Source organism: Sphingomonas mali NBRC 15500, from assembly GCF_001598415.1.
Taxonomy (GTDB): Bacteria; Pseudomonadota; Alphaproteobacteria; order Sphingomonadales; family Sphingomonadaceae; genus Sphingomonas; species Sphingomonas mali.
This window is the reverse complement of record NZ_BCYX01000027.1, coordinates 44,740-59,554: the sequence shown is the minus strand read 5'-3', so window position 1 is coordinate 59,554 and position 14,815 is coordinate 44,740. Positions and strand designations below refer to the sequence as shown.

General features: G+C 64.7%; 14 protein-coding genes. 8 read left to right on the top strand and 6 right to left on the bottom strand.

Going from position 1 to position 14,815, the window contains the following annotated elements; translation table 11 throughout:
• Positions 1-261 precede the first annotated feature (261 nt).
• The 3 genes from SMA01S_RS17345 to SMA01S_RS17335 all read left to right on the top strand — a co-directional run bounded on the left by SMA01S_RS17345 (position 262) and on the right by SMA01S_RS17335 (position 4,802).
• On the top strand, positions 262-1,242 hold the full coding sequence (locus SMA01S_RS17345; RefSeq protein ID WP_218016923.1) for an ABC transporter substrate-binding protein: 981 nt from the start codon (positions 262-264) through the stop codon (positions 1,240-1,242).
• Between the two features lie 230 nt (positions 1,243-1,472).
• On the top strand, positions 1,473-4,385 hold the full coding sequence (locus SMA01S_RS17340) for a TonB-dependent receptor plug domain-containing protein (RefSeq protein WP_245649320.1): 2,913 nt from the start codon (positions 1,473-1,475) through the stop codon (positions 4,383-4,385).
• Positions 4,386-4,460: 75 nt separating this feature from the next.
• Positions 4,461-4,802 carry a hypothetical protein gene (locus SMA01S_RS17335; RefSeq protein WP_066825214.1) on the top strand — a complete coding sequence of 114 codons (342 nt, stop codon included), beginning with the start codon at positions 4,461-4,463 and terminating at the stop codon, positions 4,800-4,802.
• A 6-nt stretch (positions 4,803-4,808) separates the two neighbouring features.
• Here the strand turns inward: SMA01S_RS17335 and SMA01S_RS17330 are convergent, their stop codons facing one another.
• From SMA01S_RS17330 to SMA01S_RS17320, 3 genes are read right to left on the bottom strand one after another with little or no spacing between them, the layout of a single operon-like run.
• Positions 4,809-5,255 carry a hypothetical protein gene (locus SMA01S_RS17330; RefSeq protein ID WP_066825212.1) on the bottom strand — a complete coding sequence of 149 codons (447 nt, stop codon included), beginning with the start codon at positions 5,253-5,255 and terminating at the stop codon, positions 4,809-4,811.
• Positions 5,252-6,070, bottom strand: coding sequence for an amidohydrolase family protein (locus SMA01S_RS17325; RefSeq protein WP_066825210.1), 819 nt, complete (start codon positions 6,068-6,070; stop codon positions 5,252-5,254). Before SMA01S_RS17325 ends, SMA01S_RS17330 begins: the two co-directional genes overlap by 4 nt.
• On the bottom strand, positions 6,057-7,421 hold the full coding sequence (locus SMA01S_RS17320; RefSeq protein ID WP_066825208.1) for an MFS transporter: 1,365 nt from the start codon (positions 7,419-7,421) through the stop codon (positions 6,057-6,059). Before SMA01S_RS17320 ends, SMA01S_RS17325 begins: the two co-directional genes overlap by 14 nt.
• A gap of 179 nt (positions 7,422-7,600) precedes the next feature.
• Between SMA01S_RS17320 and SMA01S_RS17315 the strand changes: the two genes are divergently transcribed.
• The 4 genes from SMA01S_RS17315 (at position 7,601) to SMA01S_RS17300 (ending at position 11,433) form a co-directional block, all read left to right on the top strand.
• On the top strand, positions 7,601-8,629 hold the full coding sequence (locus SMA01S_RS17315; RefSeq protein WP_066825206.1) for a peptidyl-alpha-hydroxyglycine alpha-amidating lyase family protein: 1,029 nt from the start codon (positions 7,601-7,603) through the stop codon (positions 8,627-8,629).
• An 11-nt stretch (positions 8,630-8,640) separates the two neighbouring features.
• Complete coding sequence (locus SMA01S_RS17310) at positions 8,641-9,846, top strand: hypothetical protein (RefSeq protein ID WP_066825204.1); 1,206 nt, start codon at positions 8,641-8,643, stop codon at positions 9,844-9,846.
• Between the two features lie 77 nt (positions 9,847-9,923).
• A complete protein-coding gene (locus tag SMA01S_RS17305; RefSeq protein ID WP_066825202.1) occupies positions 9,924-10,445 on the top strand; it encodes a MarR family winged helix-turn-helix transcriptional regulator in 522 nt (173 codons plus the stop codon).
• A gap of 43 nt (positions 10,446-10,488) precedes the next feature.
• Positions 10,489-11,433 carry a VOC family protein gene (locus tag SMA01S_RS17300; RefSeq protein ID WP_066825199.1) on the top strand — a complete coding sequence of 315 codons (945 nt, stop codon included), beginning with the start codon at positions 10,489-10,491 and terminating at the stop codon, positions 11,431-11,433.
• A gap of 28 nt (positions 11,434-11,461) precedes the next feature.
• Here SMA01S_RS17300 and SMA01S_RS17295 read toward each other — a convergent pair whose 3' ends face one another.
• From SMA01S_RS17295 to SMA01S_RS17285, 3 genes are all read right to left on the bottom strand, one after another.
• On the bottom strand, positions 11,462-12,274 hold the full coding sequence (locus tag SMA01S_RS17295; protein WP_157094006.1) for an IclR family transcriptional regulator: 813 nt from the start codon (positions 12,272-12,274) through the stop codon (positions 11,462-11,464).
• A 111-nt stretch (positions 12,275-12,385) separates the two neighbouring features.
• Positions 12,386-12,907 carry a VOC family protein gene (locus SMA01S_RS17290; protein WP_066825197.1) on the bottom strand — a complete coding sequence of 174 codons (522 nt, stop codon included), beginning with the start codon at positions 12,905-12,907 and terminating at the stop codon, positions 12,386-12,388.
• Between the two features lie 72 nt (positions 12,908-12,979).
• The gene (locus SMA01S_RS17285) at positions 12,980-13,888 is read right to left on the bottom strand and encodes a LysR family transcriptional regulator (protein WP_066825195.1); all 909 of its coding nucleotides are present in this window, start codon (positions 13,886-13,888) and stop codon (positions 12,980-12,982) included.
• A gap of 108 nt (positions 13,889-13,996) precedes the next feature.
• On the opposite strand from SMA01S_RS17285, the gene SMA01S_RS17280 reads away from it, so the two are divergent.
• Positions 13,997-14,812: an alpha/beta fold hydrolase gene (locus SMA01S_RS17280; protein ID WP_066825193.1), complete on the top strand. Its 816-nt coding sequence runs from the start codon at positions 13,997-13,999 to the stop codon at positions 14,810-14,812.
• Positions 14,813-14,815 lie beyond the last annotated feature (3 nt).

Below are 14,815 nucleotides of genomic sequence, written 5' to 3'. Positions count from 1 at the left end.
GTTTACCCTGATGTCGCGAATAAGACCGCCTAGCGCCTGCAGACTCAACCGATAGGCCGCTTTTCCAGACCATCTTGTTGCATGCGTAGGCGTTTGCGCCGGCATGTCCGGGTGCGCCGCCACGTCCGCGAACGTCACCCGTTCCTTCCACGAGGATCTCGCGCACGCACCGGCAATCCGCTGTGACAACCGATTCGCGCAAAGCTTCGGCCTTTCAATAATCAACCTGGCTTATAATAGTCAGCCGATAGGGAGACGCTAATGATTGATTGGCAGCGGCCAATCCTCGCGATGGCGATGCTCGTCGCACTGGTGGGATGCGTACCGCAGGCCGGCGTGGAGCCGGCCGCCCCGATCGCGCCAATTGCGGTGTGGGGCAGCACCGCCACGATCGAGATCGCGCCGGTACTGCTGGCGGCGCGCGATCTGTATCCGGCGGGCGCGGCGGTCGGCAATGGCGGCATCCCCAATCTGATCGGCGAGGGCAAACCTGCCGATATCGCCACACATGCCGAGACCCAGGCATTGCGCTATTCGGTCGCGCATCCCGAAATCCGCATCATTCTCACCGTTACCGAAGGCCGCTACCGCATCATCGCACGCCGCTCGGCAGGGATCGAGCGGATCGCCGATCTCAAGGGCAAGAGGATCGCGACGCTGGCGACCACGTCGGCCGGCTATTTCCTCGCGCGAATGCTCGCGACGGAGGGGCTGAGCTTCGCCGATATCACCCCCGTGCGCATATCTCCGCTCGAGGGCATCGGCCCGGCGCTCGAATGGCACGAGGTCGATGCGGTGGCGATCTGGGAGCCGCATGGCGGCAATGCCGCGCGGGTGCTGGGCGACGATGTCGTCATCTTCTCCGGCGATGGCGTCTATCGCGAATTGTTCAACCTCAATAGCACCGCGGCGAATCTCGCCGATCCCGCCAAGCGCCGGCGAATCATTGAGTTCGTCCGAGCGGTGATCACCGCGAGCGCGCGGATTCGTCGCGATCCGGCGCCGGCTCAGGCATTGGTCGCAGCGACTGCAGGTTTTGGTCCGGTGGACGTAGCGGGTGCGTGGCCGACGCTCTCCTTTCCAGCGGCACTGCCTGCCGATCTGCTCGACGAGCTGGTCGCGGAAGAGCAATGGCTGGCCACGCAGGACAAACGCACCCCACGGTCGCGCGAAGCGCTGTCGCGGCTCATCGACCCCAGTATCTACAGGGACGCGCTGGCGATGGGGCCGATTGCGCCGTGATTCGCGATGGCTAAACCCCGTACATCAGCCTGGCTGCGATTTTAGGTTGTCAGCCTGCCTTATGTGCCATAAACAACTGTCGTTCGTTAATCCGGAATGGATTGCGAGGCCATCGAGCGCGCCGGGCGTGACCCCGGCGCGGATTGGGAACAACAAGCAAGCATCTTGCGATGCTGCGGGAGCAACGGCGCCAAAGCCGGCCCCGCAATTGCCGGAGAGGGGAGGCTGATATGGCACTTTTTATGAATCGTGGTCCCGCATCATGGCTGCATCGCATGATGGCCACCACCGCATTCACCACCGCCACTTTCGCCAGCGGCGCCGCGTTTGCGCAGACAAGCGCAATGCCGGCCAGCGCCGCCCAGGCCGAACCGGCCCCGGCGGCCGCCGATGACAAGGCCGAGTCGCAGCAAGGCGAGATCGTGGTCACGGCGTCGCGTACTGCCACCAACGGCCTCCAGGCACCGACGCCGACCCAGGTGGTGGGCGCCGAAGTGATCTCAAAGCAGGGCGCCACCACCGTCATGGAGGTGCTCAACCAGAACCCGGCGTTCAAGGCGACCCGCTCCCCAGGCGCCAACGCGACCAACACCTCCAGCCCCGCCCAGGCCACCGCCGATCTGCGCGCTTTGGGCGGCCAGCGCACGCTGGTGCTGGTCAATCAATCGCGTGTCGTGCCCTTCGCGCCGGCCAGCAACCTCGGCGTGCCCACCACCACCGACCTCAACCTGTTCCCGACGCTGATGATCGAGCGCGTCGATGTCGTCACCGGCGGCGCCTCGGCGCTGTACGGCTCGGATGCCGTCTCGGGCGTCGTCAACATCGTCATGAAGAAGAAGTATCAGGGCCTCGAAGTCACCGCACAGGCGGGTGTTTCGCAGCTCGGCGATTATGGCACTCGCCGCATCGGCTTCATCGCCGGCACCAGCTTCAACGGTGATCGGGGCCATATCGTCCTCAGCGGCGATTATTCGGACAATGACGGCGTCGGCGATATCTACACCCGCGACTGGGGTCGCGACGAATATATGATCGTCAGCAACGGCCAGCGGACCACTCCCGGCACGCCTGGCTTCGGCCAGCCGGCCTTCATCCTGGCCAAGCACGTCCACAATAATCTCGGCGCGGGCGGCGTCATCGTCAGTTCCATTCCCGGGCTGACCAACATGACTTTCAATCCGGACGGTTCGATCCGTCCGTTCCAGAGGGGCTCGATCTCTGGCGGCTCGACGATGATCGGCGGCGAAGGCGGCTCGATCATTACCGGCACCGCGCTAGTTCCCAAGGTCGAGCGCGAGACCGCCTATGGCAGCATCTATTACGACTTTTCGGACTCGCTGACCGGTTATATCGAAGGTGGCTATTCGCGCTCCGTCGGCATCCTCGACGGTGTCCCGATCCGCCTGTCCAGCCAGGTCATCCGTCGCGACAACCCCTTCATTCCCGCGCAGGTGCTGGCGTTGCTGCCGGCGACGACGCAAAGCTTCAATATCAGCCGGATCGGCATCGATATCGGCATCAACCGCTACGAAATCACCAATGAGACCCCGCACGGCACTGTCGGCTTCCAAGGGAAGCTCGGCGGGTCGTGGAAATGGGATGCGCACGTATCCTATGGCATCAATTATTACTCCTCGGCGACCTTCAACAACCCGGTCACCGCCAAGCTGAGCTACGCGATCGACGCGGTCCGCGACAGCTCCGGCAACATCGTCTGCCGCGGCGTCCGGGATGGCGTCGCCGCCGCCGCCGGTTGCCAGCCGCTCAACCTGTTCGGCGAAGGCAACACCACTGCCGCCGCGCGCAATTATATCTGGGGCGAAGGCCTCGCTAAGGTGAAGTACGATCAGTTCACCACCGCCGCCAACATCGTCGGCGAGCCCTTTTCGACCTGGGCGGGTCCGGTCTCTGTGGCGTTTGGCGGCGAATATCGCCGCGAAACCGAGAAGCTGACCGCCGACGCGGTGGGCGCCAGCAACGGCTTCCTCACCGCCGGCAACGCGGTGCCCTATGGGGGGGCGTTCAGCGTCAAGGAGGGTTATGTCGAGGCGACCGTCCCGCTCGCCAAGGATCTGCCGGCCCTCCACAATCTGAGCGTCAACGGCGCGTTCCGCTATGCCGATTACAGCACCGTCGGCGGCCAGACCGCGTGGAAGGCCGGCGCGGTGTGGGAACCGGTCGACGGGCTGATCTTCCGCATTGCCCGTTCGCGCGACATCCGGGCGCCGGCGATCAACGAACTCTATAGCCCGGGCAGCAACGTCACCAATGCGGTAACGATGGTGGTCGACGGCGTCACCAAGAGCCCGGTGATCCCGCAGAACACCAGTATGGGCAATCCCAATGTCGGGCCCGAATTCTCGAAGACCTTCACGGTCGGCGCGGCCTATCGCGGTCGCGGCGTGCTGAGCGGCCTCGGCTTCTCGGTCGACTATTACAATATCAAGATCGACGACGCGATCACCAACCTGTCGACCGCGAACATCGCATCCTTGTGCAGCGCGGGCGAAGCCTATTTCTGCAACCTGTTCACCTATGGGCCCGATCTCTCCACCCCCGACCCGAACGATCGGATCCATACCGCGCTGAACGCGGGCTCGCTCAATGTCGGCGCCTTTGCCCAAAAGGGCATCGACATGACCCTGACCTACGGCACGTCACTCGGCTTTCTGGGCTCGGGCGGCCGCGGCAGCATCGCCGCGAGCGGCACCTACGTCCTCCATGCGTTGGTCGATTCGGGCACCGGCGCCGCGCCGATCGATCGTGCCGGGGAGAATGGTTGGGCCAATCTCGGCGCGATTCCGCATTTCCGGGGCAATCTGTCGACGACCCTGGGCAACGATGCGTGGGAACTGACGCTGCAGACGATCTTCATCAGCAAGGGCGTCCAGGACGTGACGTACAACACGCTGCCGAGCAACACGATCAACGACAACAGGGTCCCGGCGGTTACCTATTTCAACCTGTTCGGAAAGATCTTCGCCGGAGAGAATAAAAGGTTCGAATTCTTCTGGGCGGTCAACAACCTGCTCGACAAGGATCCGCCCCCCGTTCCGTACATCATCCTCAACGGCCCGGTGAACGGCCAATATTACGACAAGGTCGGTCGCGCCTTTATGTTCGGAGCGCGCGCGCGCTTCTGATCCGACGCCGACGAACGAAAGGGCGCCCCGTGCAACGGGCGCCCTTTTTGCATCACGTTCAGAAAGGTATTTTCAGTGGGCGATATCGTGCGGGTGATCCTGTTTCCGCAAGGCGCAGAAGATGCCACCGACCGGCAGATCGCGGTCGACCTGGCGATCGACGCCGCTGGCGCGGCGGTCGGCCCGTTTCCCGCGTTCGGCCGTATCGGCGATTTCAAACGGCCCGGGACGCTGTTCCCGTTCACGCTGATGGGCGACGGGCGGCTCGATTATGGCGCGCATGCCGGCGATGTGCCGACGCACGACAGGCTCGCGATCCGCAATGAAGTGCTGGCCCCCGGTGCCGAAATCCTCCGAACAGCCGGCGACCGCAGCGAGGCGTTCGTGATCGCAACGGTGACGTCGCTCACCGCCTGATGCGGCTCAGCTGAAGTTGAGCTGATCGCCGCCGCGGAACAGGTTCTTGAGTTCGCGCAGCGTGCACAGCCAGCGCCCCGCGGCTTCGTCCCAGCGGAACGTCTCGGTCGCCTGGCTGATCCGGGTGGGAACGCGGCTTTCGAGCGGCGCTTCGCCATCGGCCGCCCATAGCAGCATGAACCACGTCGCCGTGGCGCCGCCCTGATCGTCGAACTCGGCCCGGAAATTGGTGAAGGCATGGATCGACACGCGCGCGCCGCGGCCTTCGCGCCAACTGTAAAAGCCCTGGATTGCCTCGCGCCCCTCAAGGTTGAGCCCGCCCGAGCGATAGACGGCCTCCGGGGCATAATAGTCGCTCGCCTGGCGGCCCCAATTATTGTCGACGTCGTGCCAGAAATCGGCGAGCCCCATTTCGAGCTCGGCAGTGGCGATGGCGCGCTCTCGGCGGTTCATGGGGTGTGGCTCCGTATGTTGAAATAAAGGTCGAGTGCGGTGGCGTCTATTGTCCGGCGCGTTGCCGCGTCGGGGACAAGGCGGAGATACAAAGCCAGCGTGTCGGCATAGGTGGTACCGGCTTCGTGGTTCACGAAGGGTGCGTCGCTGCCCCACAGCATGCGCTCTGGCCCAGCTTCGGCGAGCAAGCGCGCGGCGCAGTCGGCGGCAATGGCAGGGGGCAGGCGAAAGCCCGCCGAAATCTTGACCCATGTCCGGCCACCGGCAATCGCCTGAAGCAGTGCGTCGGTCCCGGCCCGGCGTTCGCTCTCATCGCCCGAGGGGACACCGAAATGATCGACTACCAACGGTACGCCCGCAAAGTGCGGCAGCAGCGCCGGTAATTGCGCGCTGCCGGCGAGCAATTCGACATGCAGCCCGGATTCGGCGATCCGCCCCAGAAACCCGCGCCACGGCTCGTCCGCCAGGCTGGGCAGATTGGCGAGCCGCCGCCAGGTCAGCCGCACCCCGACCACGCCCCGCTCCGCCAGTGCTCGCAACTGCTTGGCGCTGGTCTCCGGCCCGGCGAGCACCGTCGCGCGCAGCCGGGAATGCGCCGCCAGCGCCGCGAGCGTATAGGCATTGCCGTCATCGAACAGGCTCGCCGCCGCAATCACCCCGCGGCCGATGCCGTTGGCGTCGAGATCGGCAAGCCACGCCTCGACCGGATAGTCATAGTCCGGCCGCGAATGCGCGTTCGCCGCGAAAGGCATTGCCCGGGTAAAGACATGGGCATGGGCATCGACGGCCGGCACGGTCGCTTCAGCCGCGCCCATGCCCGACCGTGATCACCTGCGGTGCGCCCTTCAGGCTCATCAGCCAGAAAGTGAACAGGCCGCCGCATAGCAGCGGTACCCCCAGCATCGCGAAGATGCCGACGGCGCCGAAGCCTTCGCTCAGCACGAACGTGCCGAATAGCGGCGCCCAGATCGATACGACGCGGGCGGCGCCGTAGGTCCAGCCGACGCCGGTGGCGCGGCTGCGCGTGGGATAGAGGGCAGCGGCAAGCGCCGGGATGCTGGCCTGACCACCGTGCTGGCACATCCCCATGAAGGCGACCGCGACGTACATGCCGGCGCCCGGGGCCAGCAGGCCGACCATTATCGCCCCCAACCCCGCGAGCAGGAAAGTGCCGGTCATCACGCGCTTGAAGCCCAATCGATCGATGAAAAAACCGATCGTGAGCATGCCTATAAAGCCGGCGGCGGTGTTGATGCCGTTGATCAGCGCCACCTGCTGCAGCGACAATCCGATCACGTCCTTGAAGATCGTCGTCTTCCACACGCCCGCGGTGATGAACACGAAGCTCGAGATCGCGATTCCCCACATCAGGAATGTTCGGAGCAATTGGCCGCGGCCGAAAATGTCGGAGAGCAGGATCGCAAGAGGAGGGCGGTCGGGCTTGGGCGCCACGGTGAACACGACGTCGGTATCGCCGGACACCGACGGCCGCATCCGCCTGGTCAGCGCGGAAATGGCGGGATCATGCGGGTTGCGTGCGACCAGCGACCGCAGCGATTCGGGAAGGAAGAAATAGATCAAGGGAAGCATGATCGCGGGCAGCGCCACGGCAATCCAGAACGCGCCGCGCCACCCGAACGGTGCGAGGACGAAGCCTTGCATCAGCGAGCCCAGCATCGCGCCGATCATCGTGCCGCTGACCGTGATCGTGCCGACTGTCGCGCGCAGCCGTTTGGGCGCGGTCTCGGAGGCGAGCGTGACCAGGATCGGGATCATCGCGGTCCCGCAAAAGCCGGCGGCAAAGCGGCAGACCGTGAACGGCAGCAGCGACTTGGTGGTGAGGATCGCCAACGCGCTGAGCATCATGCCGAGATAGCAGAACAGCAGCACGCGCGGCCGTCCGATTCGGTCGGCAAGCGGGGGAATGACGAACGCGCCGGCGAGCATGCCGACCTGTTGAGCGACCAGCGCCGACGTGATTGCCGTCGTCGGCACGCCGAAGTCCTTGGCGAGCACCGGCAGCACCCAGCCGACGACATACAATTCATAGCCGTCGATCGCAGCCAGGGCCGTGCACAGGATCAGGACGATCAGGTGAAAGCGGTTGAATTTGAGCCCGTCCAGGAACGTATCCACATCGATCGGCCGAGCGCCAGTGTCCGTCATGCAAATCCCCCTCCGGGTGCGGCGATCGGTTGACTACCCATCCTGCCGACCAATTGTAGTTATCATATGTCGTTCGCTATGTACAAATGCTTGAGCGACGATATATGTCAGCTTGGCTTAGGGACGAGCGGACGTCTAGGCTGGTTTTTGATAATCCGTCGGGGAGCGAAATGCCTGGGGTGGCAACCAAGACAGCGCCTGCCTTCGACGTGGTGGCCGATTGGGAGCGCCTGCCGGCGGGCGTCTCGCATCGCGACGTCACCGGGGTGGCCGTCGATTCGCAGGATCGCGTCTATCTGTTCGTCCGCTTCCCGCACCGCGTCCTGGTCTATGAGCGCGACGGCAGCTTCGTGCGCAGCTGGGGCGAAGACATCTTCACCATGGCGCACGGCCTGACGATCGGTCCCGACGACCGGGTCTATTGCGTCGACAATGGCGATCACAGCATTCGCGTCTTCAGCCTCGAAGGCGAGCCGATCATGACACTCGGCGTGCCCGGCCAGGCATCGGACACGGGCTATGATCCCAAGCCCCCCTACGAAGTCCATGCCTGCGAATGCATCGCCTATCCCGGGGGGCCGTTCAATCGCTGCTGCAACCTCGCGGTGGCGCCAAGCGGCGAGCTCTACGTCGCTGACGGCTATGGCAATTGCCGCGTCCATCGCTTCAGTGCTGCGGGCGACCTGATCCAGTCATGGGGTGAGATCGGCACCGGTCCCGGCGAATTCCACCTCCCGCACGGCATCGGCTGCGACGCCACAGGGCGCGTATTGGTCTGCGATCGCGAGAATGACCGTATCCAGGTCTTCACCGCCGACGGCGACTATCTCGAGCAATGGACCGACGTGCAACGCCCGTGCGACATCGCCATCGACGGCAACGGCATCATCTATGTGGCCGAGCTGTGGCGGCCCAAGGGCAAGAAGAGCTTCGTCCTCGGCGAAATGCTCCAGGATCATCCCGGCCGCGTCACGGTGCTCAGCGCCGAGGGCAAGGTCCTGGATCGCTGGGGCGGCTCGTCCGAACGCCGTCACACCCCCGGCAATTTCATCGCGCCGCACGGCATTGCGGTCGACAGCCATGGCGACGTCTACGTTGCCGAAGTGCCCTACAGCTTCGCGATCCGCCCCGGCTGGATCCCTGAGGAACACGGCGACCACCAGATCCAGAAATTCGTCCGCCGAACGCAAGCCGGCGACAGCACTTAGGAGAAGAGACAATGCGGCGTTCCACGGACCATATCCTGACGACTCACGGCGGGAATCTGCCGCGCCCCGCCGATCTCGACGCCCTGCTCGTGGATGCCGACACCAAGCAGGCGGAGATCGCGGTGCGGCTGCCCAAAGCGGTGCGCGAAGTCGTCGATAAGCAGATCGAATGCGGCGTCGATATCATCAACGACGGCGAATATGTGAAGGCCGCCAACATGGGCAGCTACACCAGCTATATCCAGCAGCGCGTGACCGGCTGGGAATCGCTGCCGCGCGACCCCGCCGCGCCGTCAAAGCGCGCCGGCCCTGGCGAGCGCGACCGCCGCGATTTCCCGGGTTTCTATGAATCCGGCCTGTGGTTCGCCGGCGCCGGCGGCCCGGTCCGCCCAGGCTTCATGACGCCCGGCAATGTTCCCAAGCGCCCGACCACCGAAAAGGTCTGCACGAGCGCGCTGACCTATATCGGTCAGGCCGAGATCGCGAAGGATATCGACGCGCTCAAGAAGGGTCTCGAGGGAAAGAGCGATGTCGATGGCTTCATCGCCGCTCTCGGGCCGCTTAGCGCCGGCGCCGGCGCGCGCAACGCTTTCTATCGCGACGAGCGCGATTACATGATGGCGGTCGGCGCGGCGATGCGCGAGGAATATAAGGCGATCACCGACGCCGGGTTGATCGTCCAGATCGACGAGCCCGAATTCGCGACGAGCTGGATGTTCTATCCCGATTGGTCGGTCGACCAGTATCGCGACTATCTGGAATTCGCGGTCGAGGTGATCAACCATGCGGTCGAGGGTCTGCCCGAGGAGCAGATCCGCTTCCACATGTGCTGGGGAAGCGGCCATCGCCCGCATGTTCACGACATCGAGTTCAAGAACATCGTCGACCTGATGCTCAAGATCAACGCGCAGTGCTACACGTTCGAGGCGAGCAATGTCCGCCACGCGCACGAGTGGCGCATCTGGGAGGACGTCAAGCTTCCCGCCGGCAAAATCATCTGCCCCGGCGTTGTCGGCCATATGACCGACCTGGTCGAACATCCTGAGCTGGTCGCCGAGCGGCTGGTCAATGTCGGTAAGCTTGTCGGCATGGAGAATATCCAGGGCGGGACCGATTGCGGCATCGGCTCGCGCGTCGGTCATCCCGAAGTGGTGTGGGCCAAGCTGGCGGCGATGGCCGAAGGCGCGGCAATCGCCACCAAGAAGCTCAAGGGCTGAACACAGGCCGGCGGTGCGGCGAAGTACCGCACCGCCGGACTCTGGACAGATTCGACACGATCGGACACTAAGGGTGGATGGGGAAAGCCGTTCGCGCAACTACCGATCGAAATCCGCCCTCGATCCTGCATCTGGTCAAGCAAGTGCAGTACAAGGCGTATGTGCGGCTGGAATCGGTGCTCAATCCGCTCGGTGTGACCGCCGTGCAGTTCCGGATTCTGACGACGCTCTCGACGCGGCCGAACATGTCTTCGGCCGAATTGTCGCGTCTCTACGACGTCAAACCGCAGACGATGATCAAGCAGATCGCCTTGCTCGAATCCAAGGGGCTGATCGATCGCCGCGTTAGCAGCGCCAACAAACGCCTGCTCGAATTGAGCCTGACCGCGACCGGCAAGGACGCGCTGAAGAAGCTCCAGAGGGACACCCGCGCGCTCGAAGCCGAATTGCTGACGCCGTTGGATGGCGACGAGTTGGAAATATTGCGCGGCTACCTCACGCGGCTGCTGGCGTCGCTCAGCGCCTCGAACGGCAATCACGCTGTGGATGTCGAGGAGTTCACTCCCGAATATAGCCGGCCCGGAGTGCAGCGGCCTTAATCTCGACTGGCGTTCTTCGGTATTACCGAATAGCGTTCGTTCCATGCTGCAGGCACTCGGCTATATCGGAGTCACCACCGCGCGGGTCGATGCCTGGGCGAGTTTCGCCACCGATCTCCTCGGCATGCAGCTTACCGATCGGGCCGCACACGGCTTTGCGTTGCGCACCGACGATCGCGCGGGTCGCCTGTTCGTCGAAAGCGGCGCATGCGAGGGCGTCAGCGCGATGGGCTGGGAAGTCGCCGATGGCGCGGCCCTGGCGCGGCTGGCGACGCGGCTGTCCGACGCCGACCATCCGGTCATCCCAGGTACGTCGCTCGAGGCCGAGCGACGCCGTGTCGCCGAGCTGGTCATCGCGCATGATCCCGCAGGCAATCGCCTCGAATTCTTCCACGGCGCCGCCGCGGCGTCCTCGGCCTTCGTCCCCGGCCGCGCGCTCAGCGGCTTTCGCACCGGACCGCTTGGGCTCGGTCACGTCGTTCTGACCGTCCGATCGCTCGATGCGGTGCTGCCCTTTTACGTCGACCTGCTCGGCTTCCGCCTCAGCGACTATGCGCTGCGCCCGTTCAAGGCGTTCTTCTTTCATCTCAACAGCCGCCATCACAGCTTTGCCGCGATCGAGACCGGCGTCGACGGCTTTCACCACCTGATGGTCGAGCTCGATTCGCTCGACGATGTCGGCCAGGCCTATGACCTCGCCCAGCTGGAGGAGGGCCGTGTCGGCGTCACGCTCGGCCGCCACACCAACGATTTTATGACCAGCTTCTACGCCCGCACGCCATCGGACTTCATGGTCGAGTTGGGTTGGGGTGGGCGCTCGATCGACCCGGCGACGTGGCAGCCGTTCGAATGCGATTACGGCCCCAGCCTGTGGGGTCACGAACGGTCGTGGCTCGACGACGCCAAACGTGCCGAAGCCCGCAAGCTTCGTCTCGACGCCGCCGCGGCAGGCCGCCGCGCGCCGGATTTCGTGCGGGGGGCGACGTAGGTCGAGAGGGCCAGCGCCAGCTTGGGGATCAGCCCTTGGCAGGCTTCTCGACCGGCTTGGGAAGCGCGCCCATCCGCTCCGACACTGCCTGGGTCGATGCCAGCAGCATCTTGCTGAAGTCCTTGAGCCGCGCCTTGCTCATGAAATCGGTGGGTCCGAGTAGCGTGATGGTCGCGGCGATCTTGCCGCTATGATCGAAGATCGGCGCGGCGATCGCCGCGAAGTTGCGGTTGAGCATCCCGGCGCTCGACGAATAACCCTCGCGGCGGATTCGTTCGCCACTCTCAGCCAGTTCTTCCTTGGTCGGCGCGGGGGTATCGCCGCGGGCGGCGTCATAGGCGGCCTGCGCCGCCACCGCGCGAGCGACCTCGGCCTCCGGCAGATGGGCGAGGAACACCAGCCCGGTCGCAGACGTCGTCACCGGCAGGATATAGCCGAGCCGGATCAGGAACGCGCCTTGCAGCCTGCCGTCGGCCTTCGCGACGATGCACGGGCCGCGGTCGCCCCATAAAGACAGATAGATCGCGCAATCGGTCTTGTCGCGAAGCTCGGTCAGCGTTTCGGCAGCGAGCCCGACCACGTCGAGTTGGCGGATCGCGGCCAGGCCGAGCTGGATGGCGAAGGTGCCCAGCCCGTAATGGCCGTTATGAGGGTCCTGATAGGCCATGTTTTCGCGCACGAAGCTGACGAGATAGAGATGCACCTTGCTCGGCGGCATGTTGGCGCGTGCGGCAATTTCGCGCAGCGGCAGCGGCCCTTCGGCCATGCGCAGCACGCGCAGCACGCGGAACCCCACTTCGATTGACTGGACACGCCGGCGCGATTGTTCGGTGTCTGCCATGCGTTTGATTCCTCTCGTCACATTTCCCCGCTGCTCTCCTGCCGTCCAGCCGCCGATCTGTCCATTCGGCAATGATCGGCAGCGGGGCGAAGCGCGGTGACGAGGAGGCGATCAGCCAGCGGCGGGTGCGCCGTGCTTGCGCGCGTTCCATGCTTCGAGGACCCCATGCGCCTCGCTGGCAGCCTCTTCCAGAAAGCCTGGCGCTTCGGTTCGCGCCGCGATTTCGAGGCGCAAACCATTGGGGTCGAAGAAATAGATCGACCGCACGAACTCGTGATCGACCAACGGTGTGGTCTTGACCCCGTGCTCGGCAAGCCGCCGCCGCATCGCCTCGACGTCGTCGACCGAATCGGTCTCGATCGCGAAATGCTGGACCCATTCGGGAGTGTTGGGGGAGGGCGCCGGCTTCTCCTCGCCGCCCAGGTCGAAAAAGGCGATGTACGAACCGTCGCCGAGCTCGAAGAAGAAGTGCACATAAGGCTGCTCTTCGCCGGTGCTCGGCACCTTTTCGGCCATCATGCAATTGACCAAGGGCAGCCCGAGAATGTCCTCGTAGAAGTGGCGCGTCTCTTCCGCGTCGCGACAGGGATAGGCGAAATGATACAGGCCCTTGAGCGGCGGTGCGTCGGTCATCCTTCTCTCCTCTTGGCCGTCGCGTAGCAGGATCGAGCGCCGTCTTTTGTCACCCCGCAGGGAGGACTATGGCTACTCGGTCGCGACACCCGCCTGGTGGACCATCATGTCTATGAAGCGTTGCAACGCCGCCGAGCGGTCGCGCTTGCGCCACACCAATAGCACCTCGAACTTGAGCCCGAGATCGCTGATCGGCACCAACTGGATATGGTGGGCCGGCGACGACTGGCTCGACGCCGTTACGAAGCCGACCCCCATCCCCACGGAGACCAGGCTGAGCAGGATCGAGTTGGTCGTACATTCCTGGACGATGCGCGGGGTGCTGCCGCTCTCGACGCACGCCGCCATCAGCCGGTCGTAATAGCCGGGTGCGGTCAACCGCGCCGGGCCGAGCGCGGGCTCCTCGGCGATCTCGGCCATCGTCACCGACGTTCGCCCGGCTAGCCGGTGGCTTTCGTGCACGGCCAGCATCGTCTCGCCATAGCCGAGGCAGATGCGGTCGAGCACCTCATGGTCGCGCTCGTCGAGATGCGCATCATAGATCAGCCCGACATCGAGCGTGCCTTCCTTGAGCGCGGCAATCTGGTTCACCGACCCCATCGATTTGAGATCGAGCGCCACCGAAGGCTCGCTTTCGCGGAAATTGTACAGGCCGCGCGAGATGAAGTCGTGCGCGGCGATGATCTCGCTGAGTCCGACGCGGATCGTGCCGAGATGACCGCTGCCCAGCCGCCTGGCGCGATCGACGGCGCGGTCGACCTGCGACAATATCTCCTCGACGTCGCCGAGGAAGGCGCGTCCGGCGCTCGACAGGCGCACCCCCCGCGGCAACCGCTCGAACAGTTCGACGCCGAGCTCGGCCTCGAGGTCGCGGATTTGCCGCGTGAGCGCCGGCTGCGCGACGCGCAGTGCGATCGCGGCGCGGCCGAAATGCTGCTCGCGGCCGATCGCGCGGAAATAGCGAAAATGGCGTAGCTCCATCGAAATACCCATACCTTCCAGGCATCAAAGCCTCAAGTACAAAGAATTGGACGTATCAGTCGCCGGGCAACACTCTCCAGCTCGCAAAGAAGAGACGAGTGGAGAGCGATGCAGTCCCAAGGCCTTGAAGAACTGAGCTTCGGCACTGTGTCGGCACTCGACGTGCTGGGCACCGAACTCGAATTCTTCGTAGCCGGGGACGGTGCGCCGCTTCTGTTCCTGCACGGGCTCGACGGGCTCGAGGGAGCCGCGCCGCTGCAGCGCGAACTGGCGAAGCACTTCACCGTCTACGCTCCTTCGCATCCCGGCTTCGGGGCGTCCGCAGGCTCGCCGCGCCTCAACCGCGTCGACGATCTCGGCTATTTCTACCTCGACATGCTCGACCAGCTCGGGCTCGATCGGCCGGTCATCGTCGGCACGTCATTTGGCGGCTGGGTGGCGGCGGAGATGCTGACCAAGGAACCGGGCCGCGCCGCTCAACTGGTATTGGTCTCCCCGCTCGGCCTGCCCACTGCTGATCGACGCGAGCAATATGTCGCCGACATCTTCATGCTGTCGCGCCAGGAACTCGGCAAACGAATGCAGGTCGGCGAGCCCGCGCTCGGTAGCGACATGAAGACGCTGGCGACGCTGCCGGAAGACCGCCTGCGCCGGCTGATGCGCAATGACGAGGCGGCGAGCCATTTCGGTTGGAGCCCGTACATGTCGAACCACAAGCTCGGCGATCGCACGCACCGCATCGCCAGCCCGACTCTCGTCGTCTGGGGTGAGGGGGACGGAATCGTCAGCGCCAAATATCGCGACGACTGGCGCACGGCGCTGCCCCGGGCCGAAGTCGAGACCTTCGCGGACGCCGGCCACCGCGTCCATGCCGACCAGCCTGCCAGGCTCGCCGCCCGCATCGCCGCCTTCGCCGGCCGCTGAACG

What these genes read in the sequence shown, in the direction of transcription:
- SMA01S_RS17300 (WP_066825199.1), top strand. Translation starts at nt 10,489, where the DNA reads ATGCTGCAGGCACTCGGCTATATCGGAGTCACCACCGCGCGGGTCGAT.
- SMA01S_RS17295 (WP_157094006.1), bottom strand. Translation starts at nt 12,274, where the DNA reads ATGGCAGACACCGAACAATCGCGCCGGCGTGTCCAGTCAATCGAAGTG.
- SMA01S_RS17305 (WP_066825202.1), top strand. Translation starts at nt 9,924, where the DNA reads ATGGGGAAAGCCGTTCGCGCAACTACCGATCGAAATCCGCCCTCGATC.
- SMA01S_RS17285 (WP_066825195.1), bottom strand. Translation starts at nt 13,888, where the DNA reads ATGGAGCTACGCCATTTTCGCTATTTCCGCGCGATCGGCCGCGAGCAG.
- SMA01S_RS17280 (WP_066825193.1), top strand. Translation starts at nt 13,997, where the DNA reads ATGCAGTCCCAAGGCCTTGAAGAACTGAGCTTCGGCACTGTGTCGGCA.
- SMA01S_RS17345 (WP_218016923.1), top strand. Translation starts at nt 262, where the DNA reads ATGATTGATTGGCAGCGGCCAATCCTCGCGATGGCGATGCTCGTCGCA.
- SMA01S_RS17340 (WP_245649320.1), top strand. Translation starts at nt 1,473, where the DNA reads ATGGCACTTTTTATGAATCGTGGTCCCGCATCATGGCTGCATCGCATG.
- SMA01S_RS17330 (WP_066825212.1), bottom strand. Translation starts at nt 5,255, where the DNA reads ATGAACCGCCGAGAGCGCGCCATCGCCACTGCCGAGCTCGAAATGGGG.
- SMA01S_RS17290 (WP_066825197.1), bottom strand. Translation starts at nt 12,907, where the DNA reads ATGACCGACGCACCGCCGCTCAAGGGCCTGTATCATTTCGCCTATCCC.
- SMA01S_RS17310 (WP_066825204.1), top strand. Translation starts at nt 8,641, where the DNA reads ATGCGGCGTTCCACGGACCATATCCTGACGACTCACGGCGGGAATCTG.
- SMA01S_RS17325 (WP_066825210.1), bottom strand. Translation starts at nt 6,070, where the DNA reads ATGGGCGCGGCTGAAGCGACCGTGCCGGCCGTCGATGCCCATGCCCAT.
- SMA01S_RS17320 (WP_066825208.1), bottom strand. Translation starts at nt 7,421, where the DNA reads ATGACGGACACTGGCGCTCGGCCGATCGATGTGGATACGTTCCTGGAC.